Genomic DNA, 17,023 nt, shown 5'->3' with positions numbered 1-17,023 from the left:
AGGCAACATAAGTGAAACAAGCGATTAGAATAACAGCGCAGCTTGATGAAATAAAAGAGCGGTATACCAGAAAACAGGAAAGCTATGAACGCAATATACTTGTATGCGGGGGTGCGGGATGCGTTTCGTCGAACTGCGCCGAGATTGTCGAGGCGCTGGAGCGTGAAATCGGTCAGCGCGGCCTCACCAGGCGAGTCAATGTCATACAAACTGGCTGTATGGGAATTTGTGCGGCCGGTCCTGTGATGCTCGTCCTGCCCGAACGCATTTTCTATACGAATCTTACCCCCGCAAAAGTACATGAAATTGCCGAGAATCATTTAGAGCAAGGCGATATTCTGGAGGAATATACCTTTTATGACGCGTCCCTTCACCGCCATGTTCCTGTAATCGACGATATCGAATTCTTCAGGTCGCAGGTGCGAATCGTTCTTGAAAACTGCGGCCGTATCGAATATGACAGTATCAGGGCATATATCGCAAAGGACGGTTACCTTGCCGCTGCGGACGCGCTGCTCTGCAAAACGCCGGAAGACATCATCTCAGAGGTGGAAAAATCCGGTCTTCGGGGGCGCGGGGGCGCGGGATTTCCAACGGCAATCAAGCTGTGGAGCGGACATGACCAGGTAAGCGATCAAAAATATATGGTGTGCAACGCCGATGAAGGCGATCCCGGGGCATTTATGGACAGAAGCGTAATCGAGGGCGATCCTCATTCCATAATTGAGGGAATGATCCTCGCCGCTTATGCTATTGGCGCGCAAAAAGGATACGTATATATCCGCGCGGAATATCCCATTGCGGTAGAGCGCCTTGAGCATGCGATTGACGAAGCGCGTTCCTACGGCCTTTTGGGTGAACGCCTGTTTGGTACGGACTTTTCTTTCGATCTTGAAATCCGGATTGGCGCCGGCGCTTTTGTCTGCGGCGAAGAAACCGCACTCCTGTCCTCCATCGAAGGAAGGCGCGGGGAACCCAAGCAAAAGCCCCCGTTTCCCTTTGAAAGAGGGCTCGACGAATCTCCAACGATCATTAATAATGTGGAGACGCTGGCAAACCTGCCACGTATCGTTCGCAATGGGGGAACGTGGTACTCTGGTTTCGGTCTTAAAAATGCTCCTGGCACAAAGGTATTCGCCCTTGCCGGAGACGTCGTAAACACGGGAATCATCGAGGTCCCTATTGGTACATCGATAGGAGATATTATCTATAAAATCGGCGGTGGGATGCGCGAAGGAAAGGAATTCAAAGCAGCGCAGATCGGCGGACCATCCGGAGGCTGCATTACCAAGGAGAATCTGAATGTTCCGGCGGACTATGAGTCCCTGAATGCGCTTGGGGCGATCATGGGTTCGGGTGGATTGATCGTCATGAACGAAGACACCTGTATGGTCGATACTGCCCGTTTTTTCATGGATTTTATCTGTGAAGAATCCTGTGGAAAATGCGCCGCCTGCCGAATTGGGACTAAACGGATGTTGGAAATTCTCGAACGGATTACCGAAGGTAAAGGAGAGCAGGGGGATATTGAACTTCTGACGAAAATTGGGGAAACCGTAAAACAAACCGCTATGTGTGGGCTCGGGCAAACCGCTCCAAATCCTATTTTGTCAACGATCCGCAATTTCAGAGAAGAATACGAGGAACATATCAACCGTAAATATTGCCGCGCGGGAGTCTGTTCGGAACTGTTTATCTCTCCTTGTGAGAACACCTGCCCCGCAAACGTCAATGTCCCGGGATATATTTCCCTGGTCGCCGCCGGGAGATTTATGGACGCTTATAAGCTTATTATGCAGGAAAATCCATTTCCAGCCGTATGCGGACGGATATGTACGCGTCCATGCGAACGTAAATGCCGGCGGCGGACGGTGGACGAGGCGGTAGCGATACGTGATTTGAAACGCTTTTCCGCAGACTATGCGTTCAAACATGAAGAGCCGTTCCAAATGACGCTTACATTTCCCAAAAACGGAAAAAATGTAGGGATTATCGGTGCCGGTGCTTCAGGGCTTACCTGCGCATACTATCTCGCCCGCCTCGGTTACGACGTGGACGTTATGGAGGCGCAGAGCGTTGCGGGCGGTGTGCTTGCGTTTGGAATCCCTGAGTATCGTCTCCCAAAGGATATACTAGCGCATGAAATCCATCTGATCGAACAAGCAGGGGTAAACATTCTGCTCAACAAGGAAGTTGGTGTGGACGTCGATTTCGCAAATCTTAAGGAATACTATGGCGCGCTCTATGTGGCGACGGGCACTCAGTTCCCGCAAAAAGTCGGGATACCGGGTGAAAACCTGAAAGGAGTCCTGCCCGGTATTGACTTTTTAAAAGACATACACCTGAAGCCGGATATGCGTCTGGAAGGAACTGTCGCAGTGATTGGCGGCGGAAATACCGCCATCGATTCGGCGCGGACGGCACTGAGACTCGGTGCGGACCGGGTTATTGTCCTCTACCGGCGCACGATAGATGCGATGCCCGCGTATCAGGATGAGGTTCTTGAGGCCATTGAGGAAGGTGTTGAGGTCATGGAGCTTACGTCTCCTGTCCGATTTGTTGGGGACCGCAACGGGCAAGTTGCCGGGATCGAGTGTATCAGGATGGAAATTGGCGTATTTGATTCTTCCGGGCGGCGCAAGTCAACTCCTATTGAAGGCTCCAACTTTGTTTTAGACGCAGCCACCGTCATCCCGGCAGTCAGCCAATATGCAGACTTGCCTTTTATCGGCAAAGATGAGATCGGCGTGACCGAATGGGGCACATTTATCATCGATAATATGACTCAAATGTCAACTATGGATGGTGTTTTTGCCGGTGGAGACGTTACGCGCGGGCCTGATGAAGTAATTCGCGCAATTGCAGACGGAAAACAGGCTGCTGCTTCAATCGATAAATACCTCGGCGGAAAGGGTGTCCTCAATAAGGGGCAAGTGATCGACATTCCGAATGTATATGACGAGGGAGAGATCGTCTTCCATAAGAGATTCGAGCGTGAAATCTTGCCCATAGGGGAGCGGAAAAAAACCTTTGACGAAGTCGTTCTCGGATATCACAGGATCAATGCCATTGCTGAGGCAATGCGTTGCCTGCACTGCGACAGGAGGTAAGTCATGGTACATCTCACGATCAATCAAAAGCCGGTCACCGTGCCGGAGGGAACCACGATTATAGAGGCGGCGAGGCAGTGTGGAATTCATATCCCAAGCCTTTGTTACCTCAAGGATATTCACAAATTCGGATCATGCAGGATCTGTTCCGTGGAAGTGGAGGGTGCCAAAAATCTGATGGCCTCCTGCGTGACAGAGGTACGGGAGGACATGGCCGTTAGGACGAATACAAAGCGGGTACGCGATGCGCGCAATATGCTCTATGAACTGTTGCTTTCCGACCATTCCAAAAGCTGCCTTTCCTGCAACCGAAACCAGAGCTGTGAGCTGCAAAAACTCGGAGAGACTCTTGGTGTCACGGAAACCCGTTTTAAAACAGACAGTTCCCGCCAGCACGTCGACGCTTCCGTTTCCATTACGCGCGATCTATCCAAATGTATTCTGTGCCGCCGGTGCGTTACGGCGTGCAATCAAATTCAGGGCGTGGGCGTACTGAACGCACAGCAGAGAGGTTTTGATACAGTGATCGCTCCGGCGATGGGACTTCCCATCAGTAAGGCGAACTGCACTTTCTGCGGACAGTGTACAGTCGTATGCCCTGTCGGTGCGCTTAAGGAGACGGATTCCACCGCACAGGTATGGCAGGCACTGAACGACCCTGAAATACGCGTCGTGATACAGGCAGCCCCGGCTGTGCGCGTAGCCCTCGGGGAGTTGTTCGGCTATCCTCCGGGCACAAGCGTCACTGGAAAGATGGCGGCAGCTATGCGTGCTCTCGGGGCGGATGACGTATTCGATACAGACTGGAGTGCGGACCTTACGATTATGGAGGAAGGTGCGGAGTTCCTAGAGCGGCTGACAAAGTATATGGACAGGGAAGCAGCGGTGCTGCCTATGATTACAAGCTGTTCGCCCGGCTGGATCAAATATATCGAACATTATTACCCGGAACAAACGGCGCATCTTTCTACATGCAAATCGCCCCACATGATGCTCGGAGCTATGGCAAAAACATATTATGCAGAGAAGAAAAACATCGATCCGGCAAAAATGTTCGTCGTATCGGTTATGCCCTGTACCGCAAAAAAATTTGAAATCACGCGCGAAGAAATGAAGCGCAAGGGAGTTGCCGATGTGGATGCCGTAATCACGACTCGTGAGCTGGGAGCAATGATAAAACAGGCTGGCATTGATTTTCATGCCCTCGGGGAGGGAACTTTTGACGAGCCGCTTGGGGTATCTACAGGCGCGGCTGACATTTTCGGATTGACAGGCGGAGTGATGGAGGCTGCGCTGCGCACGGTATATGCTATTGTATGCGGACGAAATCTGCCGTTTGAAAATTTACATGTTGCACCGATCATGGGACTGGAGCAGGTCAAGGAGGCAATCCTGCGTTTTGAAAAGGTATTGCCCGAATATGAAAGTTTTGAGGGGAAAGAGGTCCATATCGGAGTAACGAGCGGACTGGCGGGTGCAAAGCAATTAGCCGATCAGATCGCCCGGGAAACATCGCCTTACCATTTCATCGAAATCATGGGGTGCCCCGGAGGCTGTATCACCGGTGGCGGGCAGCCGCGGAGCGCTGATCCAGAGGTACGTGCAAAGCGCCAGGCGGCCCTTTATGCCGAAGATGAAGGCAAATCGATCCGCCAATCGCATGAAAATCCCTCTATCCAGGCCCTCTATACGGAATATTTGGAGTATCCGGGGAGCAAAAAGGCACATAACCTGCTGCACACAAAATATGTGAAGCGCGGTACATTGGAATTTGCAGATGGTTTTCCCGATAAAAAGCCCCCTGCAAGTCACAAAGACGGGCATACCCGCGGGCAGCATAGGCCCCAGAGGCTTACCGATGACCTTGAAACAGTTCGCGTCAGGACGCTGGAGCAGGAAAACGAACGGCTACGCGGTGAACTTGCCGAGATGAAGGAAACCATAGACATTTATAAACAGGTGATTTCCGATTATACCGGAAAGAGCGGAGGGAAGTGACCCCTTTTCATGTTAAGAAGGCTCATACGCCGTATGGGTCTTCTTTTTTTGTAGGTTGCATCATAAAAGCATTTTCCTTATAATGAGGTCATAAAAGGGGAACGGAAATGACAAATTTATTAATCGCAGATGCAGATGCGGAAACGCGTCTGAAAATCATGAGCTATGCGGATGCCAATGAATTCCTGATCGACGAGGCCGGGGATGGAATCAGCGCCATTAAGCTTTTCCGCCGTAAGGAATATGACCTTATCGCACTGGATGTCTTTTTGCCCGAACTTGACGGCCTCAATGTATGCCGCCAGCTGAGAAAAATATCGCCGGTACCCATCGTGTTTTTGACTGCAAAAAGCCGCGAATTTGACCGCCTCGCCGGTTTTGAAGCCGGCGCTGACGATTACATTATTAAACCTTTCTATGTTTCCGAATTATTTGCGCGTATTCACGCCATACTGAACCGGTGCAGGGAAACCCAGAAAAGAACGCTTCTGGCGGCCGACGGACTATCTGTTAATCTGAATTCCCATACAGTGTGGGTGGACGATATACAAATCTTCCTGACGCCAAAAGAGTATGATCTTCTGGTGTTTCTGCTGCAAAATCCTAATCGGGCGTTATCCCGGGACGCGATCCTCTCCAATGTTTGGGGCGATGAATTCAGCGGTACTGACCGAACGGTGGATACGCATATCCGGACCCTACGCGATAGCATCGGCCCATACGGCAATCACATCCTGACGGTATGGGGAATCGGATATAAATTCGAGAGATAAGCCAGCAAGGCAAAAAAGATAGCCTTGAAAGAACACTTTTTCTGTAAAAAGAAACAATTTTCATCATTTCCCACTACCATATTTGTTAAGTTTATGTTACAATTATTTCAATATCCGGAAGGAGTGGACGGTGTGCGAAGGAAGTTTATCAAGGTAAGGCGACATACCTATTATCCTTTTTCATTGCGTGTCAAACGTTTTTTTCTGAATATTAAAGATAAAATGTCCCGCATGTCAAAAACAAAACGCTGGACGATGACCGGTTCTGTCTGTGGAGTTGCGGTGGTCGTCGTCCTTTTATTTGCATTCGGCGTTTTTGGCAATGTGCCTTTTTTCAGTTCCAATACCAGCGCTGCAAATGCAGATAATACACTTCCCGCGGACGAGCCGCTTACCGCCGTGGCGGAGCCGGCTCCTTCTCCCACGCCGCAGCCCACGCCTGAGCCAACGCCGGATCCCACCCTGAAAGAAGGGATGGAGGGGCCGGAAATCCAGACGTTGCAGCAGCGCCTGATGGATCTCGGTTATCTTGATATTGATGAAACAACGCAATACTATGGTCCGGCAACGGCGGGGGCAATCAGCTTTTTCCAGCGCCAGCACGGCCTTGAACAGGACGGTGTATGCGGTCCCCAAACACTCGCAGTCATCTATACTGACGAAGCCAAGCCCTACACCCTGTTGGAGGGAACGAGCGGCGACGATGTGGACCTTTTACAGGAGCGTTTGCAGGAGTTAGGCTACCTGGGGAAGGCCACCGGTTATTATGGTACAGAGACCGTCGATGCGGTCAAACGTTTTCAGGAACGAAACGATCTTGGGGTTGATGGGAAAACCGGTGAAATGACGCTCGCTCTGATCTATTCGGCAGACGCAAAGGCAACTCCTGAAAAGGAAGCGGAGATTCAGCGCAAGGGTAATATTGATACGTTTATCTCCGTCGCGGAGGAGCAGCTTGGCTGCCCGTATATATGGGGCGCATCGGGGCCGAATTCCTTTGACTGTTCTGGTCTTGTCACTTATTGTCTGCGGCAGGCCGGTTCATCGACCGGACGCCTGAATGCGGCGGGTTTTTCACAAAACTCCGCATGGGAAAAGATTTCTTTCGATAATTTGCAGCGCGGAGACCTGATTTTCTATTCCAACAATGCGGGAACGCGGGTCGGGCATGTCGGTATCGTAGTCGGCGACGGGATGATGATCGACGCTTCCTCCTCTAACGGGAAGGTAGTGCACCGCAGCTACGACACCTCCTATTGGCGAAATCATTTTGTATGCGGCCGACGGCCCTGGTAAGAATAGTTTTGATTTATTTTAAAATCTGTCCGAAAAACGGACAGATTTTTTGTATGGATGAAACTTTCCCCGGTGGATTTTGTTTGATTTTTGCATTATAATAGTAACATGAATGAGATGGAAAAATTAAAAGCTGAAGTGAAAAAAAAGGGGCTGAAATATCACATTATCACATATGGATGCCAGATGAACGCGCATGAATCCGAAAAAATCGCGGGAATTCTGGAAAATATTGGATATACGCCGGCAAACTCGAAAGAAGATGCCGATTTTATTTTATTCAATACCTGTTGTGTCCGTGAAAATGCAGAGCAAAAAACGTTCGGCAATGTGGGCCGGATTAAAAAGCTCAAGCAATTAAATCAGGATATGCTTGTCGCAGTTTGCGGCTGCATGATGCAGCAGGAGAAGGCTGCAAAGAAATTGATGGAAACGTTCCCGTTTGTGGATATCATTTTTGGAACGCATAACCTCCACGAACTTCCTGGAATGATCTTGTCATATAAATCCGGCGGGGAACGTTTTTACAGCGCTCCCGAAACTCAGGAGCTGCATGACGACGTTCCGCAAAAGCGCGCGGAAGGGCCTCTCGCGTCCGTCAATATTATGTATGGATGCAATAATTTTTGTTCATATTGCATTGTTCCCTATGTACGGGGACGAGAGCGTTCCCGCAGCGCGGAGGATGTCATGCGCGAGGTCTCCGGCCTCACAGCGCAGGGATATCGCGAAGTGATGCTCCTTGGGCAAAATGTGAATTCTTATGACGGAGGCATCAATTTTGCCCGGCTTCTTAAACGGATCTGCGGGGAAACGGATATTCCGCGTATCCGTTTCATGACCTCACACCCCAAGGATTTATCGGATGAACTAATCGAAGTGATTGCCGCGTATCCGCAAATTTGCCGTCATATTCATTTGCCCGTCCAATCGGGAAGTTCGCGTGTCTTGCGGAAGATGAACCGTAAATATACACGGGAAGCATATATTGCGCTTGCGGAGAAAATTCGCGAAAGAATTCCCGGGATCGCAATTACCACTGATATTATTGTCGGGTTTCCCGGCGAAACGGATGTCGATTTTGGGGATACGCTATCTCTGGTAAAAAGGCTTCGGTTCGATTCTGCATTCACTTTCGTTTATTCTCCGCGCAGCGGAACCCAAGCAGCGGAAATGCCGGATCAGGTTGATGAGGCGTTACGGACGGAGCGTATCATGGAACTGGTGGCACTGCAGAATAAAATTACGGAAGAGCGCAATCGGGAGTACGAGGGAAAAACCACGCAAGTTCTCGTCGAAGGGATCAGTACCAGAAATCCGGGGCATGTATGCGGACGAACAAGCACTTCCAAGATGGTAAATTTTGAAGGCGGCGCAGATTTGATCGGCCATTTTGTGGATGTAAAAATTACGCGGGGGAAAAAAACGACTCTGTTTGGCACGCTGGTTGAAGAGGGAATGTAATGGCGGAACTGACACCTATGATGAAGCAATATCTCGATCTCAAGCAGGAATATCCCGATTGTATCCTGATGTTTCGCTTAGGCGATTTTTATGAAATGTTTTTCGAGGATGCTGAAACTGCGGCACGCGTCCTTGAGATCGCGCTCACAGGACGCAACTGTGGACTTGAAAAACGCGCACCCATGTGCGGGGTCCCACATCACGCCGTAGACGGTTATATCAGCCGGTTGATTGAAAACGGCTATAAAGTCGCGATATGTGACCAGTTGGAGGATCCCCGCGCCGCACAAGGAATTGTAAAACGCGGTATTACGCGAGTGGTTACGCCGGGAACCGTAATTGAAAACTCGATTCTGAATGAATCCGAAAACAATTATATTTTGTGCATCCATTTTGGCGAAGAAAAGTATGGTGCTTCGTATTGCGACGTTTCTACAGGGGAATTCTTTGTTGAGGAGATGGATGACGAAACCGGGCTCTTAAACGAGATGACACGCCTTAATCCCATGGAAATACTGATAGCGGATTCTCATGCAAAGGATCTACTGAGGATAACGGAAAAAACACGTTTTAAAAATACATTTGTAAATCCGTACTTCGATTGGGCTTTTGAGAAGAGGACTGCGGAAAAAGCATTATGCGGGCATTTCAAGGTCAATTCGCTCAAAGGATTTGGCTGCATGGAATTAAGCAGCGGAATCAGCGCTGCCGGCGCCCTCATGCAGTATCTGGTCGATACGCAAAAAAATGCGTTGCTTCATATTACAACACTTCGCACTCTAAACGATAAATCCTATATGACGCTCGATCCCAATACGCGCCGCAACCTGGAATTGACGCAGACGTTAATGGAGGGCGGTAAACGCGGCTCATTGCTATGGCTGCTGGACAAAACCCGGACTGCTATGGGTGCGCGGCTGTTGAAAAAGATGATCCTCCAGCCCCTGAAAAGCCTGGAGGCGATCAACGAACGTTTAGGTGCGGTAGAAGAGATCAAGGAGGGCCTTTATCTGCGCGAATCCCTTACGGATTCCCTTGGAAGCATTTATGATCTTGAGCGTATTATCTCGCGTATTTCCTATGGGTCAATCGACGCCAAGGACTGCCTGTCGCTGAAACGTTCAATCAAAGCTCTGCCAACGGTGCGAGAGCTGCTGAAGGAGACTGCGAGCCCTCTTCTCGGGCAAGTCTATCAAGGTCTTGACGACTTACAGGATATTTTTATCTTGCTTGACAATGCAATCAATGAGGATGCGCCGGTTGGTATCATGGACGGCAATATCATCAAGCCCGGCTATGACGAGGAGATCGACCGCTTGATTTCCGCTTCCAAAAACGGAAAATTGTGGCTGGCGGAACTGGAGGCGCGCGAGAAGGAAGAAACCGGTATCAAAAACCTGAAAATTGGTTACAACAAAGTATCTGGATACTACATAGAGGTAACAAAATCCAATCTTTCACAGGTTCCATACCGCTATCTGCGTAAGCAAACCCTTGCAAACTGTGAGCGGTACATTACCGAGGAACTGAAAGAGATGGAGGATACGATCCTCGGCGCGGAAGAAAAACGAAAAACTCTTGAGTACGAGGCCTTTCTGAAAATACGCAGCATCCTCGGCAATAACATCGTGCGTATTCAGGCTTGTGCGGCCCGTATTGCGCTTTTGGATGTATTGCAATCCTTTGCCTGTGTTGCATATGAAAATGCGTATGTGCGCCCGGAAATGACGGATGACGGTATTTTAGATATCAGGAACGGCAGACATCCTGTGGTGGAAAGCATTCGCAGGCAGGAATTTGTGCCGAACGATGCTTTCCTCGATAATGATAAAAGTAATATGTTGCTGATTACCGGCCCAAATATGGCAGGCAAAAGCACCTACATGCGTCAGGCCGGCCTGATCGTATTAATGGCGCATATTGGTTGTTTTGTCCCGGCAACAAGTGCGCATATTTGCCTGGTAGATCGTATTTTCACGCGTGTGGGCGCATCGGATGACCTTGCGTCCGGTCAAAGCACTTTTATGGTCGAGATGAACGAACTGGCCAATATCCTTAACAATGCAACCCCAAAAAGCCTTCTGATCCTCGATGAAATCGGCCGCGGAACCAGTACGACGGACGGTCTTTCCATTGCCTGGGCAAGCGTGGAATATATCATCACTAATTTGCGTGCCAAGACATTGTTTGCTACCCATTATCATGAACTTGTCGAGCTTGAAAATATGTTTGCGGGAATCCGCAATTATTCGGTTGCAGTAAAAGAAATGGGGCATGACATCATCTTCCTGCACAAAATCATCAAGGGAGGGACGGATAGGAGTTTTGGAATCGACGTTGCCAAGCTGGCCGGCCTTCCGGAGCAGGTCATTTCACGGGCACGCGTATTTCTCGACCGGTTCCAGGAATACGAAGTATCGCTTGGCGGGCTCCCAGCAGAAAAGGAAAATTCTCCGCAGTCAAAGGCTGAGCTACCCGAATGTGTAAAAAAAATCAGCAAGGTAAATATTGACACCTTAACGCCGATCGAAGCGCTGAATCTTGTGTATTCGCTCAAAAAGGAGCTTACGGATGAATCGTAGAATCACTGTTTTAGAAGAGGCCGTCTATAAAAGAATCGCAGCGGGGGAGGTTGTTGTAAATCCTGCCGCAGTTGTAAAGGAATTGATGGAAAATTCCATGGATGCAGGCGCGACTGCGATTACGGTGGAAATTTCACAGGGAGGAAAGGAATTGATCCGTGTTACGGACAATGGTATAGGAATTGTTGCTGAAGACGTCCCCCTTGCCATTCAGAAGCATGCGACCAGTAAGATCAGCACGCTCGATGATCTGGACAAAATTGGGACTCTGGGGTTTCGTGGCGAAGCGCTTTCCAGTATTGCCGCCGTTTCGCGCCTCATGATCCAGACCCGCACGGCAGATAGCCCGGAAGGAACTGTTCTTTCCGTCAGCGGAGAGCATGGTCCCGAAATCATATCCGCCGGGCTGGCGGAAGGGACGACCGTTAAAGTGGAAAATTTATTTTACAATATCCCGGCGCGGATGAAATTTTTGAAAAATACATCGCGCGAAACGGTTAATGTGACTTCTGTCGTTTCAAAGCTTATTTTTGCCAATCCACATATTTCGATTAAATATATCAGTAATGGAAAGGTCGTTTATCATAGTCCTGGCAACGGAAATCTGAAAGACGCAATCGTGGCGGTCTATGGAAAGGATATGGCCCATAAGCTGGCGAAGACAGATCATACGTTTGGAGAAATCCATGTCCATGGACTCGTTTCCCAGCCTACCTTCCTTTATAAGAGCACTAATTATATGTGTTTTTTTCTAAACGGCCGTTATGTGCAGTCGAAAAATCTGCAGAGCGCAGTGCTTCGTGGCTATGGGGAACGGCTTTTGCGGGGGCACTATCCGTTTTCCATACTGCATATCGACCTTCCCCTCAGCCGCGCGGATGTTAACGTTCATCCGAGCAAGCTGCAGGTAATGCTCTATAATGAAACGGATGTATTGGATACAATCCAGAAAGCCGTCCATACGTCTCTTGAAGAGAGCAGCGCGCCTCCGGTCCTTTCTTTTGCAGAATTGGAAATACCTCCAGAAAAAACAGGTTTTCCGGTTAATGAGAGACAGACGGAAGCGTTCCCGGAGCTGCGTTCTGCGAAAAAAATATACGAACCAATGTCGTCCCGGGCCGCGCAATCTCCAAATCATATCATGCCTCCCCGCGAGCCGTTAAATGTGTTCCAGCCTGCGCAGGATTTCGAGGCTTTGATTGACTCTGTAGCCAAATATCATGCGCCGGAAGAAGAACAGGAGATATTTGAAGATGTGCGTCGTCTGACCGATTACCGTGTCATTGGGCAAATATGGAATACGTACGTAATTGTCGAGTGTGCGGACCGTCTTTATCTGATCGACCAGCATGCCGCCCATGAACGTATTAATTTCGAGCGAATGAAAAAGGCTGCCACAGAGGGCGGCGCGGCAGCTCAGAACCTCCTGGTTCCGTACATCGCGACATTACCGGCAGAAGATTTTTCTTTGCTCACCAGGAACATAGAGCTTTTGCAGTCTCTCGGTTTTGAGCTGGAAGAGTTTGGTCCGTTGACCTTCAAATTCAGCGCATTACCCGCACAGGTCGAAAAAAGTACTGCGGAGAAATTGATTGAAGAAATACTATTTGAACTGCGCAATACCAGGGATGATATTCTGCTGATGCGCGATGCCGTGATCCGCGCTTCCTGCCGTTACAGTATCAAGGCCGGATACCAGCTTTCCGACGAACAGATCGAAGAGCTTATCAAAGAAATTACAGAGCTGGAGACGATCCCGAATTGTCCGCATGGGCGGCCGATTGCTGTCGTGCTCAAAAAAAGTGATTTGCAAAAAGGGTTCAAGCGTATTGTATGAAAAACAAAGTCTATGTAATTGTAGGGCCGACCGCTTCCGGTAAAACTGCGGCGGCGATAGAGTTGGCAAAGCTGTCTGGCGGCGAAGTGATTTCCGCTGATTCCATGCAGATTTACCGCGAAATGGATATTGGCACGGCCAAACCGGATGAGACGGAGCGGCAGGGAATCGCACATCATATGATCGATATCGTCTCTCCGGACTGCCCTTATTCTGTCGCTATGTTCCAGAAGGAGGCCTTTGGGCGGATCGAAGATATATTGAGTCGGAATAAGACGCCGATTATTGCTGGCGGAACCGGCCTTTATGTCAATGCACTTACCTATCGTCTTGATTTTACTGAGACCTCCTACGATCTTAATTTTCGTGCTTTGCTTGAAAAAAGGGAAGTGGCTGAGTTATTCAATGAATTATCTGCAAAGGATCCTGAAGCCGCCGCACGTATTCACCCTAATGACAAAAAACGCATGATCCGGCGGCTGGAAATCCTGCATCATGGAGATGGGAAGGAAGAATACCGGTTCCGCGTTCCCAATGACGATTACGCTTTTATAATGGCCGGACTCTCAACGGAAAGGGAAGTGCTGTACGAACGGATCAATAGGCGGGTCGATTTGATGATGGAGCGTGGACTGCTTGAGGAAGCACGGCAACTATTCGCAAAATACGGCAGTATGCCGACCTCCATGCAGGCAATCGGCTATAAAGAGCTGGTCGCGTATCTAAATGGCGATACGGATTTTGCAGAATCGGTTGCTTTACTAAAAAAAAATACGCGCCATTACGCCAAACGGCAGCTCACCTGGTTTCGGCGGGACAGCCGAATACGCTGGTATAACACCGCTGATTATCCGAATGCAATGGCAATTGCCAAAGAAATTTTAAGACAGGAGAATAATCATTTTTAATATGGACATTATTTCGTATATCAGCAAGCATTTTCATATTGATCCCAAACTTGTAGAATTCGTATTTGAATGTGAAAAAGAAGTGGCGCCGGTCTTCAAATCATTTCAGGAAACCGCACAGGCCAACCAATTTCGTGTGATTGAAGCATTCCAGAAGAATGATGTATCCGCACGGCATTTTTATGCGTCAACGGGATATGGCTATGGCGACGAAGGACGCGAAAAGCTGTGCCGTGTATTTGCGGATGCGTTTGGCGCGGAGGAAGCGATTGTTTCTCCCATGCTGATGAGCGGTACTCACGCAATTTCTACCGCCTTATTTGGCCTTCTTCGGCCCGGAGATACCTTATATTCGCTTACCGGGAAACCCTATGATACGTTGCTTTCCACGCTGTATGGCGCAAGCGGCTCCCTCGAGGAATATGGAATCCGGTTCCGTTGTGCACCGCTTAAAAATGATGGCAGGATCGATATCGACGCTGCTATCGCCGGGATCAAGAGCGATCCAACCGTAAAAGTAATCTATTTGCAGCGTTCCACAGGCTATGAAATCCGCCCTGCCTTTACGGTTGAAGCTTTGGGTAAGGCAATTGCAGCAATTCGCGGCGAATTTCCGGATAGAATTATTATGGTCGACAATTGCTATGGGGAATTCGTATGTACCGAGGAACCCACTTCCGTCGGCGCCGATGTGATCGCTGGTTCCTTGATTAAAAATCCCGGCGGCGGCATTGCGCCTACCGGAGGATATATCGCGGGGAAAAGCGGCTTGATCGAAAAAATTGCCGGACGCTTTTCCGCGCCCGGGATCGGTACAGAAATCGGGTCCTATGCGTTTGGCTACCAGCAATATTACCAGGGATTTTTTATGGCGCCCCATACCGTCTGTCAGGCTCTTCAAGGAGTGGCGCTTGCCGCGCGGATATTTGAGCGGTTGGGCTACCAGTCCCAGCCTTCCTGTAATGCCATACGGGGGGATATCACACAATCCATCATATTCGGCAACGAAGAGGCCATGACGGGCTTTATACGCGGCATACAACGCGCTTCAGCCATTGACGGGCATGTTGTACCATATGCATGGGATATGCCGGGATACGACGATAAAGTGATTATGGCCGCGGGAACATTTGTTCAGGGAGCTTCTGTCGAATTAACCGCCGATGGTCCCATACGTGAGCCGTACGCAGCCTATCTTCAGGGTGCGCTTACCTATGAACATGCAAAATTGGGCATCCTGTACGCACTTGATTCGATGGGCGCAGCATTGCAAAATAATAGAAAGATATAAAATCTCGCAATAAATAATGTGGAACTTTGATTTATTTCCGTAATTTAACTGCACGTGATGCCCGTTTCCGGTTATCCTCAGACATCGCTGCATAATGCTTTCTGGTTGTGTTTACATCTTTATGCCCAAGCACGTCCGCTACCAAATAGATGTCACCTGTTTCATCATAAAGCATCGTGCCGTAAGTGCTACGGAGCTTATGGGGAGAAATCTTTTTCAGCGGGCTTGCAATGCGCGCATACTTTTTTACCATCAGCTCTACGCTGCGCACAGACATTCGTTTGCCTTGCATAGAAAGAAAAAGTGGGGAGGCAAGCTCATAATTTCCACGTTCCTTGCGCTCGTCAAGATAATTTGAAAGCGCTTGTGCCGTCTCCTCATCAAAATAAAGCATTACCTGATTTCCGCCTTTACGAGTCACCTTGAAGCATCCATTTTTAAAATCAACATCATTAACATTGATGGATACCAGTTCGGAAACACGAATTCCTGTCGTCAGGAAAAGCGTCAGAATGGCTACATCACGTGTTACATTTTTTTTGTGATATTGCTTTTGCTTTTCCGTAAGCTGCTCGCCGTTCTCTACAATATCAAGCAAATTTGCCACTTCGTCCGGTTCCAGCCGAACAATCGCTTTTTCATGAAGCTTCGGCGTATCCAGTAACTCGCATATATTTTTATCTAATACGCCTTTTCGATAATAGTGCTTAAAAAAAGAGCGCAGACAGGCAACCTTACGCGCCTTTCCACGTTCATGGTTTTCAATAAATTTTTCGTCGTTATCCGGCGCAGTATACAGGTTAAGATAATCCAGAAACAGATAAAGATCATCCACAGTAATCTTGCCAAGGTCTTCCTTGGTAATTTCAGAACCTTTCCGGCCAATGAAAGAGGGGATTTCCCTGACTAAAAACTGAAAAAAAATACGTAAATCCGCTGCATAGTTCACACGTGTTAAAATCGTAGAGGTATTTTCCATCGCAATAAAAAAGCTAGTGGTAAAGGATGGAAGGTCCTTCATAATCTCACGCAGTCTTAACGTCATTTTTTGATTCAAATTATGGTGATAGTCCGGGGAATTACTCATATCCAATAAAATTCCTTTTATGCAAAATTCCGTGGTTAATAACGCGGCTTCCTTAATTATAGCATTTTTTGGCCTGCACCGCAACTAACTATTCGCAAAACTTGTGTTTTGCGAATAGTTAGTTGACGCTTCCTTTCATTCCCTGACTCGGTTTTACTCCTGAATTCGGCACTAAATTTTATCGGTCATCACCTTAAGAATACAGATTTTATTAAATCAATTTATCAGTCTACAATATTCTTTTTGATTTGTCCGCGCGCCAATTTATCACAAAGATTATTCAGCTCGTCATCCGCATGGCCTTTTACTTTATACCATTTAACAACATGATTCTTGGAAGCATTGAGAAGTTGCTTCCACAGGTCCTGATTCTCCACGGGCTTTTTTGCAGCTGTTTTCCATCCGTTGTTTTGCCAAGCAATGATCCAGCCTTTTTCAAAAGCATTGTGAATATAGGCGCTATCGGTATGGACTTTCACACTGCATCTCTCCTTAAGCGCGAGAAGCCCCTGGAGAGCCGCTGTAAGCTCCATGCGGTTGTTTGTCGTATCTGCTGCAAATCCAGAAATTTCCTTCCGGTTCCCCCGGTACTCAAGCACACAGGCCCAACCGCCCGGCCCGGGGTTCCCCGAACACGCGCCGTCGCAATAAATAATTACTTCCTTCAGCATAAATAA

11 protein-coding genes are annotated in these 17,023 nt (G+C 48.7%); 9 read left to right on the top strand and 2 right to left on the bottom strand.

Annotated elements, in window-relative coordinates; all coding sequences use genetic code 11:
• Positions 1–11 precede the first annotated feature (11 nt).
• From B1H56_RS03775 to B1H56_RS03735, 9 genes are all read left to right on the top strand, one after another.
• Entirely contained in the window at positions 12–3,110 is a 3,099-nt protein-coding gene (locus tag B1H56_RS03775; protein WP_082771156.1) for an FAD-dependent oxidoreductase, read from the top strand.
• A 3-nt stretch (positions 3,111–3,113) separates the two neighbouring features.
• On the top strand, positions 3,114–5,108 hold the full coding sequence (locus B1H56_RS03770) for an NADH-dependent [FeFe] hydrogenase, group A6 (RefSeq protein ID WP_066518790.1): 1,995 nt from the start codon (positions 3,114–3,116) through the stop codon (positions 5,106–5,108).
• 107 nt (positions 5,109–5,215) lie between these two features.
• Positions 5,216–5,881, top strand: a complete 666-nt coding sequence (locus B1H56_RS03765) for a response regulator transcription factor (RefSeq protein WP_066518792.1) — start codon at positions 5,216–5,218, stop codon at positions 5,879–5,881.
• A gap of 231 nt (positions 5,882–6,112) precedes the next feature.
• On the top strand, positions 6,113–7,177 hold the full coding sequence (locus tag B1H56_RS03760; RefSeq protein ID WP_162938957.1) for a C40 family peptidase: 1,065 nt from the start codon (positions 6,113–6,115) through the stop codon (positions 7,175–7,177).
• Positions 7,178–7,294: 117 nt separating this feature from the next.
• A complete protein-coding gene (gene miaB, locus B1H56_RS03755; protein WP_242862033.1) occupies positions 7,295–8,641 on the top strand; it encodes a tRNA (N6-isopentenyl adenosine(37)-C2)-methylthiotransferase MiaB in 1,347 nt (448 codons plus the stop codon).
• Positions 8,641–11,223 carry a DNA mismatch repair protein MutS gene (gene mutS / locus B1H56_RS03750; protein WP_066518805.1) on the top strand — a complete coding sequence of 861 codons (2,583 nt, stop codon included), beginning with the start codon at positions 8,641–8,643 and terminating at the stop codon, positions 11,221–11,223. The genes miaB and mutS overlap by 1 nt, the downstream gene beginning before the upstream one ends.
• Complete coding sequence (gene mutL, locus B1H56_RS03745; RefSeq protein ID WP_066518810.1) at positions 11,213–13,060, top strand: DNA mismatch repair endonuclease MutL; 1,848 nt, start codon at positions 11,213–11,215, stop codon at positions 13,058–13,060. The genes mutS and mutL overlap by 11 nt, the downstream gene beginning before the upstream one ends.
• Positions 13,057–13,968, top strand: coding sequence for a tRNA (adenosine(37)-N6)-dimethylallyltransferase MiaA (gene miaA / locus B1H56_RS03740; protein ID WP_066518813.1), 912 nt, complete (start codon positions 13,057–13,059; stop codon positions 13,966–13,968). Before mutL ends, miaA begins: the two co-directional genes overlap by 4 nt.
• A 1-nt stretch (position 13,969) precedes the next feature.
• Positions 13,970–15,259 (top strand): methionine gamma-lyase family protein, encoded by a 1,290-nt coding sequence (locus B1H56_RS03735; protein ID WP_066518816.1) that lies wholly within the window; start codon positions 13,970–13,972, stop codon positions 15,257–15,259.
• 31 nt (positions 15,260–15,290) lie between these two features.
• On the opposite strand, the gene B1H56_RS03730 is transcribed toward B1H56_RS03735, so the two are convergent.
• Together B1H56_RS03730 and rnhA are read right to left on the bottom strand one after the other, a co-directional pair.
• A complete protein-coding gene (locus B1H56_RS03730) occupies positions 15,291–16,346 on the bottom strand; it encodes a tyrosine-type recombinase/integrase (protein WP_066518817.1) in 1,056 nt (351 codons plus the stop codon).
• Positions 16,347–16,570: 224 nt separating this feature from the next.
• Positions 16,571–17,017 (bottom strand): ribonuclease HI, encoded by a 447-nt coding sequence (gene rnhA / locus B1H56_RS03725; protein ID WP_066518819.1) that lies wholly within the window; start codon positions 17,015–17,017, stop codon positions 16,571–16,573.
• Positions 17,018–17,023: the final 6 nt, after the last annotated feature.

This window comes from Christensenella minuta (assembly GCF_003628755.1).
Classification (GTDB): domain Bacteria; phylum Bacillota; class Clostridia; order Christensenellales; family Christensenellaceae; genus Christensenella; species Christensenella minuta.
The sequence above is the reverse complement of the archived record's forward strand: the minus strand, read 5'-3'. Positions and strand labels throughout refer to the sequence as shown.

Bases quoted from the DNA above. Each gene is read 5' to 3' on its own strand.
- B1H56_RS03770 (WP_066518790.1), top strand. From the start codon at position 3,114: ATGGTACATCTCACGATCAATCAAAAGCCGGTCACCGTGCCGGAGGGA.
- B1H56_RS03765 (WP_066518792.1), top strand. From the start codon at position 5,216: ATGACAAATTTATTAATCGCAGATGCAGATGCGGAAACGCGTCTGAAA.
- B1H56_RS03760 (WP_162938957.1), top strand. From the start codon at position 6,113: ATGTCAAAAACAAAACGCTGGACGATGACCGGTTCTGTCTGTGGAGTT.
- miaB (WP_242862033.1), top strand. From the start codon at position 7,295: ATGGAAAAATTAAAAGCTGAAGTGAAAAAAAAGGGGCTGAAATATCAC.
- mutS (WP_066518805.1), top strand. From the start codon at position 8,641: ATGGCGGAACTGACACCTATGATGAAGCAATATCTCGATCTCAAGCAG.
- mutL (WP_066518810.1), top strand. From the start codon at position 11,213: ATGAATCGTAGAATCACTGTTTTAGAAGAGGCCGTCTATAAAAGAATC.
- miaA (WP_066518813.1), top strand. From the start codon at position 13,057: ATGAAAAACAAAGTCTATGTAATTGTAGGGCCGACCGCTTCCGGTAAA.
- B1H56_RS03735 (WP_066518816.1), top strand. From the start codon at position 13,970: ATGGACATTATTTCGTATATCAGCAAGCATTTTCATATTGATCCCAAA.
- B1H56_RS03730 (WP_066518817.1), bottom strand. From the start codon at position 16,346: ATGAGTAATTCCCCGGACTATCACCATAATTTGAATCAAAAAATGACG.
- rnhA (WP_066518819.1), bottom strand. From the start codon at position 17,017: ATGCTGAAGGAAGTAATTATTTATTGCGACGGCGCGTGTTCGGGGAAC.